8 protein-coding genes are annotated in these 11,337 nt (G+C 61.3%); 7 read left to right on the top strand and 1 reads right to left on the bottom strand.

Features of this window, described 5'->3' with window-relative positions; all coding sequences use genetic code 11:
- The first annotated feature begins 10 nt into the window (after positions 1 to 10).
- From bioD to ABRP30_RS25925, 6 genes are all read left to right on the top strand, one after another.
- Entirely contained in the window at positions 11 to 691 is a 681-nt protein-coding gene (gene bioD, locus ABRP30_RS25950) for a dethiobiotin synthase (protein WP_241805678.1), read from the top strand.
- A 118-nt stretch (positions 692 to 809) separates the two neighbouring features.
- Positions 810 to 1,106 (top strand): pyrroloquinoline quinone biosynthesis protein PqqE, encoded by a 297-nt coding sequence (locus tag ABRP30_RS25945; RefSeq protein WP_267819264.1) that lies wholly within the window; start codon positions 810 to 812, stop codon positions 1,104 to 1,106.
- A 305-nt stretch (positions 1,107 to 1,411) separates the two neighbouring features.
- Complete coding sequence (locus ABRP30_RS25940; protein WP_241805680.1) at positions 1,412 to 3,217, top strand: phenylacyl-CoA dehydrogenase; 1,806 nt, start codon at positions 1,412 to 1,414, stop codon at positions 3,215 to 3,217.
- 482 nt (positions 3,218 to 3,699) lie between these two features.
- Positions 3,700 to 5,121 carry a group II intron reverse transcriptase/maturase gene (ltrA, locus tag ABRP30_RS25935; RefSeq protein ID WP_372490368.1) on the top strand — a complete coding sequence of 474 codons (1,422 nt, stop codon included), beginning with the start codon at positions 3,700 to 3,702 and terminating at the stop codon, positions 5,119 to 5,121.
- Between the two features lie 228 nt (positions 5,122 to 5,349).
- Entirely contained in the window at positions 5,350 to 6,633 is a 1,284-nt protein-coding gene (locus ABRP30_RS25930) for a GGDEF domain-containing protein (protein ID WP_267819259.1), read from the top strand.
- A gap of 123 nt (positions 6,634 to 6,756) precedes the next feature.
- Positions 6,757 to 8,535 carry an acyl-CoA dehydrogenase C-terminal domain-containing protein gene (locus tag ABRP30_RS25925; protein ID WP_349976511.1) on the top strand — a complete coding sequence of 593 codons (1,779 nt, stop codon included), beginning with the start codon at positions 6,757 to 6,759 and terminating at the stop codon, positions 8,533 to 8,535.
- Positions 8,536 to 8,794: 259 nt separating this feature from the next.
- Here the strand turns inward: ABRP30_RS25925 and ABRP30_RS25920 are convergent, their stop codons facing one another.
- Complete coding sequence (locus ABRP30_RS25920) at positions 8,795 to 9,718, bottom strand: LysR family transcriptional regulator (protein WP_349976510.1); 924 nt, start codon at positions 9,716 to 9,718, stop codon at positions 8,795 to 8,797.
- A gap of 208 nt (positions 9,719 to 9,926) precedes the next feature.
- Between ABRP30_RS25920 and ABRP30_RS25915 the strand changes: the two genes are divergently transcribed.
- Complete coding sequence (locus ABRP30_RS25915; RefSeq protein ID WP_349976509.1) at positions 9,927 to 11,207, top strand: aminotransferase class III-fold pyridoxal phosphate-dependent enzyme; 1,281 nt, start codon at positions 9,927 to 9,929, stop codon at positions 11,205 to 11,207.
- Positions 11,208 to 11,337 lie beyond the last annotated feature (130 nt).

Raw genomic sequence — 11,337 nt, 5'->3', positions numbered from 1 at the left:
GAGGAGCGAAATGAGCCAGGCCTATTTCATTGCGGGTACCGATACCGACGTCGGCAAGACCACCATCGCCGCCGGGCTGTTGCATGCCGCTCGGCTGCAGGGCCTGAGCACGCTGGGTGCAAAGCCGGTAGCGTCCGGCTGCACAGCTACCGCGAAGGGGCTGCGCAACGCTGACGCTCAGGCATTGATCGATGAGAGCACACTGAAACTGCCTTATGAGGCCATCAACCCTTTTGCCTTTGAACCTGCCATCGCGCCGCATGTGGCGGCGCGTGAAGCGGGTGTGACGCTGGAGGTGCCGGCCCTGCTCAAGGCCATGCGCCACGTGCTGGATCAGGGCGCGGATTTCACCCTGGTCGAAGGTGCGGGTGGCTGGCGCGTGCCGTTGTCTGGTCATGCCAACCTGTCCGACCTGGCGATTGCCCTCAAGTTGCCGGTGATTCTGGTGGTCGGGGTGCGTCTTGGCTGCATCAACCACGCCTTGCTCAGCGCCGAGGCGATCGCCAGGGACGGGCTGCAACTGGCCGGCTGGGTCGCCAATATCATCGAACCACGCACATCGCGCCTGGAGGAGAACCTCGCCAGCCTGGCCGAGCGCTTGCCGGCGCCTTGCCTGGGGCGGGTGCCCAAGCTCAAGCAAGCGGCTGCCGATGCGGTCGCGGAGCATCTGCAACTGGACTTGCTGGACTGAAGCACCATGCCTCACGTCTATCAGATAGCACGGGGCCATTAGCGATTTAAACGGGCCTTTATGGCCAAGGCCTGTTTTAATCAGGCCTGTTAACATCCAGCGTCATTGGAGTTTTGACATGGAAATCACCGGTAGCTCCGCGTATTACGCGGGCCTCAGCGCCATCCAGAGCGGGCAGAACCGCGTCGATCAGGCGGCCAGCCAGATCGCCAGCAACTCTGTCGAACGCGCCGCCACCAGCCAGTCCAGCGATTTTCAGGCCGAGCGCCTGCGTGCGGTCGACCGCAGCCAGCAGATGGACCTTGCCACCAGCACAGTGCAGCTCGCCCTGGGCAAGACCGAGGTGGAACTGGGCGTGAAAGTCGCCAAGGCTTCCGACGAAATGCTCGGTCGGTTCATCGATACCTACGCCTGAGGGCGACACATTCACAAACCTGCACAGGGCTTTGTGCAAGCGGGCCTGCCCGCGGATGCGTTTGATCAGGCTGCATTTTTTGCCTGAGCCGACGCCTTCGCGGCCAGGCCCGCTGCCTTTGTCATGGGTGTCTTTCAAGGTGATGGCATAAACGCCATCTTTCGCGGCGTAAATGGCACCATAGTCCCTCCTTGACATCGGTCAGTCCTAAACGTAAGTTTCAAACAACTGTTTGACCGAAAGCCGGCAAGAGCTGGTCGGTATCAGCGGTCTCCCCACCGGACTCATCACAGAGGTTCATCGCAATGCCTGATTACAAAGCCCCCTTGCGTGATATTCGCTTCGTGCGCGACGAGCTGCTTGGCTATGAGGCGCACTATCAGAGCCTGCCGGGTTGCCAGGACGCAACGCCCGACATGGTGGACGCGATCCTCGAAGAAGGCGCGAAATTCTGTGAGCAGGTACTGGCCCCGCTGAACCGCGTCGGTGACCTGGAAGGCTGCACCTGGAGCGAGTCCGGCGTGAAGACCCCGACTGGTTTCAAGCAAGCCTACGAGCAGTTCGTCGAAGGCGGCTGGCCGAGCCTGGCCCATGACGTCGCCCATGGCGGTCAGGGCCTGCCTGAGTCGCTGGGCCTGGCGTTGAGCGAGATGGTGGGCGAGTCGAACTGGTCGTGGGGCATGTACCCAGGCCTGTCCCATGGTGCGATGAACACCATTTCTGCCCACGGTACTGAAGAGCAGCAGGAAACCTACCTGACCAAACTGGTATCGGGCGAATGGACAGGCACCATGTGCCTGACCGAACCGCACTGCGGCACCGACCTGGGCATGCTGCGCACCAAGGCCGAGCCGCAAGCTGACGGCTCGTACCGCATTTCCGGCACCAAGATCTTCATTTCTGCCGGCGAACACGACATGGCCGACAACATCGTCCACATCGTGCTGGCCCGCCTGCCGGATGCCCCGGCCGGTACCAAAGGTATCTCGCTGTTCATCGTGCCGAAGTTCCTGCCCGACGCGCAGGGCGGGGTTGGTGAGCGCAACGGCGTGAGCTGCGGCTCGATCGAGCACAAGATGGGCATCCACGGCAACGCTACCTGCGTGATGAACTTCGACAGCGCCACCGGCTACTTGATCGGCCCAGCCAACAAGGGCCTGAACTGCATGTTCACGTTCATGAACACCGCCCGCCTGGGCACCGCGCTGCAAGGCCTGGCCCATGCCGAGGTGGCCTTCCAGGGTGGCCTGAAGTACGCCCGTGACCGCCTGCAGATGCGTTCGCTGACCGGCCCCAAAGCGCCTGACAAGGCTGCTGACCCGATCATCGTGCACCCGGACGTTCGCCGCATGCTGCTGACCATGAAGGCCTTCGCCGAAGGCAACCGCGCCATGGTCTACTTCACCGCCAAGCAGGTGGATATCGTCAAATACAGCCAGGACGAGGAAGAGCGCAAGAAGGCCGACGCCCTGCTGGCCTTCCTGACCCCGATCGCCAAGGCGTTCATGACCGAAGTCGGCTTCGAGGCGGCCAACCACGGCGTGCAGATCTACGGCGGCCACGGCTTCATCGCCGAGTGGGGCATGGAGCAGAATGTGCGCGACAGCCGTATTTCCATGCTGTACGAAGGCACCACCGGCATCCAGGCCCTCGACCTGCTGGGCCGCAAGGTGCTGATGACCCAGGGCGAGGCGCTCAAAGGCTTCACCAAGATCGTGCACAAGTTCTGCCAGGCGCAGGAAGGCAATGAGGCGGTCAAGGAGTTCGTCGAGCCGCTGGCTGCGATCAACAAGGAATGGGGTGAGCTGACCATGAAAGTGGGCATGGCTGCCATGAAGGACCGCGAAGAAGTAGGTGCTGCCTCGGTTGATTACCTGATGTACTCCGGTTATGCGTGCCTGGCGTACTTCTGGGCCGACATGGCACGCCTGGCTGCCGAGAAGCTGGCTGCCGGCACTTCGGAAGAGGCCTTCTACACTGCCAAGCTGCAGACGGCGCGCTTCTACTTCCAGCGTATTCTGCCGCGTACTCGCACCCATGTGGCGACCATGCTGTCCGGTGCCAACAACCTGATGGCGATGGACGAAGAGCACTTCGGCCTGTCCTACTAAGCCGCAAGGCTTCACAAAAACCCGCTTGCCTTGACCGGCAGGCGGGTTTTTTTGTTGTGCGCCAGGCATGGCGCGTTGCGCGTCAGCGCAACCCGCTTGGCTGTGGTGGCCGAGTGGGTGACTTGGAGGTGAAAGTCCTCTACACACCCGGCAAGGGGAAGTGTTAGCCAGAGGCAAGGGTGTCGCAGGCGACTGCGAATCTGAAGGAAGCCCGAGGCAAAATGCTGGCCTGACGAACAGGAAGCGGATTAGGCGGCGCAGCGGGGTAAGAAGGCAACAATCTTCAAAGCCCAATACTTGCACGGAACGCTGTGACGTAAATCCGACAGGCATAAGCAGGAAGGTCGCGCGAATTACCCTGGGAGATCTGCACGCTTGCCTTTGTGCTACCGAGCGTCGTAAGGCGACGGGATGAGCATGCAGAAGTCAGCCGAAGCCGTAGTAAGTGGCGGTTAACCGCGCCACCAAGGGCCGAACAGGTTATGCCGCCAGTAGGCGTCACTGTCTCGTTGGTAGCCGTAATGCAGAAATTTCCCACAGTGGAAACTGTCATCCCGAGTCCCGGCCAGAAGCTGAGGATGATGCCTGACAGCGCAAAGGTATCGACGGCGTCAGTAACGTGGACGAACGCGGAGCCGGACACGCTGATGGAGCGGGTGCTTGCACCGGCCAACCTCAGACGTGCGTATCAACGCGTGGTCAGCAACAAGGGAGCGCCGGGTGCCGATGGCATGACGGTCGCTGACTTGGCGGGCTACATGAAACAGTATTGGCCAACCCTCAAGGCCAGGCTACTGGCCGGTGAATACCATCCACAAGCAGTGCGAGCGGTTGAAATTCCCAAGCCGCAGGGCGGCACACGGCAACTGGGAATCCCCAGCGTCGTGGACCGCTTGATCCAGCAAGCCTTGCAGCAACAGCTCACGCTCATCTTCGACCCACTGTTCTCGGACTACAGTTATGGCTTCCGTCCGGGCAGAAGCACACATCAAGCTGTCGAGATGGCCCGTGCCCATGTGGCATCGGGGCATCGGTGGTGCGTGGAAATCGATCTGGAAAAGTTCTTCGATCGAGTCAACCACGACATCCTCATGGCCTGTATCGAGTGCCGGGTCAAAGATAAGTGCGTACTTAGGCTTATCCGTCGCTACCTTGAAGCGGGAGTCATGTCAGGCGGTGTCGTTAGCCCACGGCAGGAAGGGACGCCGCAAGGCGGCCCGCTCTCGCCGCTGCTGTCGAATATCCTGCTCGATGAATTTGACCGCGAACTGGAGCGGCGGGGCCATCGCTTCGTGCGCTATGCCGATGACGCGAACATTTATGTGCGCAGTCCTCGGGCTGGCGAGCGAGTACTGGTCAGTGTCGAGCGCTTCCTGAACCAACGTTTGAAACTGACGGTGAATCAGAAGAAGAGTCGAGTCGCGAGAGCCTGGAAGTGTGACTACTTGGGCTATGGGATGAGCTGGCATCAGCAGCCAAGGCTGCGGGTGGCAACGATGAGCCTGGGTCGCCTGCGCGACCGGCTCGCAGAGTTGCTACGCGGTGCACGGGGTCGCAAGATGGCAAATACCATCGAGCGGATAAACCCTGTATTACGAGGCTGGGCGGGTTACTTCAAGCTCAGCCAGAGCAAACGGCCACTTGAGGAACTGGATGGCTGGGTCAGGCACAAACTCCGCTGTGCCATCTGGCGCCAATGGAAGCAGCCCTCTACGAGGGCGCGCAACCTGATGCGTCTGGGCTTAAGCGAAGAGCGTGCCTGTAAATCGGCCTATAACGGCCGAGGCCCGTGGTGGAACTCGGGGGCGCCACATATGAATCAGGCGCTGCCGAAGAAACTATGGGATCGACTCGGACTGGTCTCGATACTGGATACGATCAACCGGCTTAGCCGCATAGCCTGAACCGCCGTGTACGGAACCGTACGCACGGTGGTGTGAGAGGACGGCGGGTGTGAACCCGCCTCCTACTCGATTCCGGGGGCCGCTGCGCGCCCCAAGATCCGGTTACAAGAAAAGCTCAAGCCCTCCGCCCCTGCTGCCGTTAACCCCCGTGCATTCATCTATTCATGTGCGCTGCCGATGAAGTAAGGGCACAATGCCATTATTGATCTGCCGGGTCGGAGATTACCCTTGTTTCGTTTAAACGCTGTACGCGCAAGCCACTTCCTGCCTTCACTGATCCTCTTGCTGGCAGGGCTTGCGGCGGCTTACGTAAGAGACCTCAGCGTCTTCTTCACATCACTGTTCAACGTCCTGCCTACCTTGGTGCTGCTGCTGGGCGGCGCTTACTGTGCGGTTTACCGTCGCCAGCGCGAGCTGTTCTTGATGGTCACGGTCTACATCGCCTATTTCCTGCTCGATACCCAGACCGACTACTACCGTGACAACGGCCGTGTGCGCGAGGACGCAGCGGTGATCTTCCATCTGGTCTGCCTGCTTCTGCCTGCATTGTTCGGGCTGTTTGGCGCCTGGCAGGAGCGTACCCACCTGGCCCAGGACCTGCTTGCCCGGTTCGCGGTGCTGTTCGCTGTGGGTAGCGTGGCCGTGGCGCTGGAGCAAAGCTTTCCCCAGGCTTTGCTGGCCTGGTTGGCGGAAATACGCTGGCCGTCACTGCATGGGCAGTGGATGAGCCTGATTCAGATGGTCTACCCGTTGTTCATGGGTGTTTTTATCCTGCTGGTGGTGCAGTACCTGCGTGAGCCAAGGCCCCTGCATGCAGCTCAGATCATCGGGCTGATCGGTATCTTCTGGATGCTGCCCAAGACGTTCATCCTGCCGTTCACCCTGAACATCATGTGCAGCCAGGTGATGTTGATGATCGCTGCGGCGGTTTCTCACGAGGCCTACCAGATGGCCTTCCGTGACGAGCTGACCGGCCTGCCCGGGCGGCGTGCATTGAACGAACGCATGCAGCGCCTGGGACGCAATTACGTGATTGCCATGACCGACGTCGATCACTTCAAGAAATTCAACGACACCCACGGCCACGATGTCGGTGACCAGGTATTGCGCCTGGTCGCCAGCCGGCTGTCGAAGGTCACCGGTGGCGGGCGCGCCTACCGCTACGGTGGCGAGGAGTTTGCCCTGGTGTTCGCCGGCAAGACCGCCGAGGAGTGCGTGCCGCATGTGGAAGCTGTGCGGGAAATGATCGCCAACTACACGATGCAGCTTCGTGACCAGAACAACCGGCCGCAGGACGATTCCGCCGGGCGACAACGCCGCAGCGGCAGTGGTGCAGGCACGGTATCGGTGACCATCAGTATCGGCGTCGCTGAACGCCTGATGGAGCATCGCAACCCCGAAGAGGTACTGAAGTCCGCCGACCAGGCGCTTTACAGCGCCAAAGGTGCCGGCCGCAACTGTGTCATGGTTTATGGCCAACAATCACGGCGCGGGGCCGTGCGTACTGCGTGACTGTAATTGACCATATGGTCGCTTGATGACCCTATGTCTCGCAAAAGTTGTTCGGTTACACTGGATTCAATCCCGTGCTGCGGTCCTTCGAGACCGCCCCGACCCTACCCGCGAGAGGTTGTCATGGCTGAATATAAAGCGCCGCTGCGCGACATGCGCTTCGTTCTGAATGAAGTCTTCAACGTGGCAGAGCTGTGGGCGCAACTGCCTGAGCTGGCCGAAACGGTCGATGCGCAAACCGCACTCGCCGTTCTGGAAGAAGCAGGCAAGGTCACCAGCAAGTCCATCGCGCCGCTCAGCCGCGCGGCTGACGAAGAAGGCTGTCACTGGGAGAACGGTGCGGTAAGTACCCCGGCTGGCTTCATCGAGGCCTACAACACTTACGCCGAGGGCGGCTGGGTAGGTGTGGGCGGCGATCCCCAGTACGGTGGTATGGGCATGCCCAAGGCGATTTCCGCCCAGGTTGAGGAAATGGTCAACGCTTCGAGCCTGGCGTTTGGCCTGTACCCCATGCTGACCGCTGGCGCCTGCCTGTCGATCAACGCCCACGCCAGCGAAGCGCTCAAGGAAAAGTACCTGCCGAACATGTATTCCGGCGTGTGGGCAGGCTCCATGTGCCTCACCGAGCCCCATGCCGGTACCGACCTCGGCATCATCCGTACCAAGGCCGAGCCCCAGGCCGATGGCAGCTACAAGGTCAGCGGCACGAAGATCTTCATCACCGGCGGCGAACACGACCTGACCGAAAACATCATCCACCTCGTGCTGGCCAAGCTGCCGGACGCACCGGCCGGGCCTAAAGGTATCTCGCTGTTCCTGGTGCCCAAGTTCCTGGTCAACGATGACGGCAGCCTCGGGGCGCGCAACCCGGCTACCTGTGGCTCGATCGAGCACAAGATGGGAATCCAGGCCTCGGCTACGTGCGTGATGAACTTCGATGAAGCCGTAGGTTACATCGTCGGTGAGCCGAACAAGGGCCTGGCGGCGATGTTCACCATGATGAACTACGAGCGCCTGGGCGTGGGCATTCAGGGCTTGGCCACGGCGGAACGTTCCTACCAGAATGCCGTCGAGTATGCCCGCGACCGTTTGCAGAGCCGCGCCCCTACCGGCCCGCAGGCCAAGGACAAGGCGGCCGACCCTATTATCGTCCACCCGGACGTGCGCCGCATGCTGCTGACCATGAAAGCGCTGATCGAAGGTGGCCGCGCCTTCTCGACGTACGTGGCAATGCAGTTGGACAGCGCCAAGTACAGCGAAGAGCCGGGTACGCGCAAACGCAGTGAAGAGCTGGTGGCACTGTTGACCCCGGTCGCCAAGGCGTTCCTCACCGATCTGGGCCTGGAGTGCGCGGTGCATGGCCAGCAGGTGTTCGGTGGGCATGGCTACATCCGTGAGTGGGGCCAGGAGCAGCTGGTTCGCGATGTACGCATTACCCAGATCTACGAAGGCACCAACGGCATTCAGGCCCTGGACCTGATGGGCCGCAAGGTGGTGGCCAGTGGTGGTGCTTACTACAAGCTGTTCTCTGAGGAAATTCGCCAGTTCATCGCCAGTGCGGGGGCTGACCAGGATGAGTTCGCCAAGCCGCTGGGTGCCTACCTCGATCAACTCGACGGGCTGACCGAGTGGGTACTGGAGCGGGCCAAGGGCAACCCGAATGAAATCGGTGCTGCATCGGTCGAGTACCTGCATGCCTTTGGCTATGTCGCCTATGCCTACATGTGGGCGTTGATGGCGCGTGCGGCCAAGGCGGGCGAGGGCGATGAGGCGTTCTACTCGGCCAAGCTGGGCACAGCGCGGTTCTACTTCGCCAGGCTTCTGCCGCGGGTGGATTCGTTGGTGGCTTCGGTCAAGGCGGGGAGCGAGTCGTTGTACTTGCTGGATGCCGAACAGTTCTGAGCAGTGGCATGTAGGCACCGCGTTTATTGATGGACGTTGCTTGTAAGCATTTTCCTACATAACGCGGTGACTTTTCGCCACTGGTGTCAGATTGGATCCACGGCTAATCTTTCCCCATGGACGTTGCGCAGGAAGCGCAAAGGACAGAACAGGGACAAACGAAGGATTTCCTGCCAGGACGGTAGGGCGATAAGGATGTCACAGGGAAAAAGTCTGGGAAAACCCCGCTTCGGCGGGGTTTTCTTTGCGCGCGTGTATTTCAGCCAAGCACATCCAGCGCTGAAGCCCCCAATTGCCGTGCGTCGGCCTCTTCCTCCAGCAGTGTACGCAGCAACTCAACCGATGCTTGCTGGCGCTGCGCATCACGAAATACCAGGCCAACCTTCAACGGCACCCGCGGTTCGCTCAAGGGTTTCCACAGCAGCCCTTGGTCATCTTCGGCAGCATCCTTGGCGCGGCCAGGCAGGATAGTGGCCAGTGCGGTATGGGCCAGGCTGTCGAGAATGCCGCCCATGTTGTTCATCTCTGCCTGAACCTGCGGCCTGCGCCCTAGGCTGGCCAGTTGTTGCTTCCAGATCTGGCGGACCTGGAACTCCTCGCCAAGCATCAGTATCGGCAGTTCAGCCGCTTGCCGGATAGAGACCTTCTTGAAGTCCTTCAACGGATGGGTATCAGGGATGACCAACTGCAGTTCATCTTCGTACAGCAGCAAGCCGTGCAGCCCTGGCTGGCGTGGCGGCAGGTAGCTGATACCGATATCAAGGTTGCCGTTGAGCAGGCGTCGTTCGATTTCCAACCCGGACAGCTCGTAGATCTGTACCACAAGATGCGGCTGGGCCTTGCGCAAGCGCTCTAGCAACTGCGGCACCAGGCTGGGGCGTACTGTCTGCAGCACGCCGATGGCCAGCGTGCGCAAGGATTGGCCCTTGAAGTTACGCATCGCTTCGTGGGCGCGCTGCAGCCCGTCGAGCAGGGGCAGGGCGTGGTTGTAAAGGGTGTGAGCCGCCAGGGTCGGCAGCAGGCGCTTGTTGCTGCGCTCGAAAAGGCTCAGGTCAAGGCTGTGCTCAAGCTGGCGGATCTGCTGGGAGAGGGCCGGCTGAGACAGTGACAGCCGTTCAGCGGCGCGGCCGACATGGCCTTCTTCATACACCGCGACGAAATAACGCAGTTGGCGAAAATCCATAAGTATTACTTATCGAAAAAGCTGAAAAAACGAAATGGCCGCTAGCGCCGCCTGAGCCTAGTCTATCGCTGTATTTCAGCGGCTTACAGCAATCAATTCGCGCATTGTTACCCCGTTCGAAAAACACTTTTGATAGGAAAGGCAAAATTATCAAGCGCCGGCGCCGAGACCGGACGCTGCCCCCTGCGGTGACTGGCTGGAGCCCCCCATGAACCTGTTCAACCTGCGCCGATCGGCCCCCGCCACGGCTGTCGAGCCAAAGCGCGCGCCGGTAATCGAGCCAGACGCATCGGCGTTGTCGCGTGAGCGCCTGATGCCCGGCACCGAGCGTGCGCCTCAAGTGTTCGTGCGCGGCCAAGGCTCCTGGTTGTGGGACCACGAAGGGCATGCCTACCTGGATTTTACCCAGGGCGGCGGGGTGAACAGCCTGGGCCACAGCCCTGGCGTGGTGGCGAAGGCGCTGGGCAACCAGGCCCAGGCGTTGATCAACCCGGGGGCGGGTTTCCATAGCCGTGGTTTGCTGGCGCTGGTCAACCGCTTGTGCCAGCGCACCGGTAGCGATCAGGGCTATCTGCTCAACAGCGGCGCCGAGGCCTGCGAGGGGGCGATCAAGTTGGCGCGCAAGTGGGGCCAACTGCACCGCAACGGCGCTTATCACATCATCACTGCCAGTCAGGGCTGCCATGGCCGTAGCCTGGGGGCCCTGTCGGCGTCCGATCCGCTGCCGTGCAACCGCTGCGAGCCCGGTTTGCCGGGCTTCAGCAAAGTGCCATTCAATGACCTTGCTGCCCTGCACGCCGCAGTAGATTCGCGCACCGTGGCAATCATGCTCGAGCCTGTCCAGGGCGGGGCGGGTGTCATCCCTGCCACGCAGGAGTACCTCAAGGGCGTGGAAACACTGTGCCGTGAGCTGGGCATCCTGCTGATCCTCGATGAGGTGCAGACCGGTATGGGTCGTTGTGGTGCGCTGCTGGCCGAGGAGCTTTATGGGGTGCGCGCGGACATCATCACCTTAGGCAAGGGGCTGGGCGGCGGTGTGCCATTGGCTGCCTTGCTTGCCCGGGGCACAGCATGCTGCGCTGCGCCTGGCGAACTGGAAGGCAGCCACCACGGCAATGCCCTGATGTGCGCCGCCGGCCTGGCTGTGCTGGACGCTGTGCTGGAGCCTGGCTTTTTCGCCCAGGTGCAGGATAACGGCCGCCACCTGCGCGAAGGCCTGAGCCGCCTGGCCGGGCGCTATGGCTTGGGTGAAGTACGCGGGCAAGGCCTGCTGTGGGCCCTGCAACTGAAAGAACACCTGGCCCGCGAACTGGTGGCAGCGGCCCTGCACGAGGGCCTGCTGCTGAATGCGCCGCAAGCGGATGTGGTGCGTTTTTCGCCAGCGCTTACCGTGAGCAAAGGCAACATCGATGAAATGCTGTTGCGCCTGGCCCGGGCGTTCGCCCGCCTGCACGCACAGCAGCAGGCCCGCGGTGAGGTCTCGGCCTGATACGAATTCTACGAACCGTCTCGCGTTTCTGCGCATCGCCCCTGGCCTGATTCATTTGGCCTGGGGCGTTTTTTTATGGGGAGTTTCTTGAGCCACTGGAGGAGGTCGTGCATATCTGGGTTTTCTGGCG

It is taken from the genome of Pseudomonas sp. WHRI 8519 (genome assembly GCF_040224055.2).
In the GTDB taxonomy this organism is placed as follows: domain Bacteria; phylum Pseudomonadota; class Gammaproteobacteria; order Pseudomonadales; family Pseudomonadaceae; genus Aquipseudomonas; species Aquipseudomonas putida_X.
Note: the sequence above shows the minus strand (reverse complement) of the source record. Positions and strands in the feature narration are given on the sequence as shown.

Bases quoted from the DNA above. Each gene is read 5' to 3' on its own strand.
- ABRP30_RS25925 (WP_349976511.1), top strand. From the start codon at position 6,757: ATGGCTGAATATAAAGCGCCGCTGCGCGACATGCGCTTCGTTCTGAAT.
- ABRP30_RS25940 (WP_241805680.1), top strand. From the start codon at position 1,412: ATGCCTGATTACAAAGCCCCCTTGCGTGATATTCGCTTCGTGCGCGAC.
- ABRP30_RS25920 (WP_349976510.1), bottom strand. From the start codon at position 9,718: ATGGATTTTCGCCAACTGCGTTATTTCGTCGCGGTGTATGAAGAAGGC.
- bioD (WP_241805678.1), top strand. From the start codon at position 11: ATGAGCCAGGCCTATTTCATTGCGGGTACCGATACCGACGTCGGCAAG.
- ltrA (WP_372490368.1), top strand. From the start codon at position 3,700: ATGCCGCCAGTAGGCGTCACTGTCTCGTTGGTAGCCGTAATGCAGAAA.
- ABRP30_RS25945 (WP_267819264.1), top strand. From the start codon at position 810: ATGGAAATCACCGGTAGCTCCGCGTATTACGCGGGCCTCAGCGCCATC.
- ABRP30_RS25915 (WP_349976509.1), top strand. From the start codon at position 9,927: ATGAACCTGTTCAACCTGCGCCGATCGGCCCCCGCCACGGCTGTCGAG.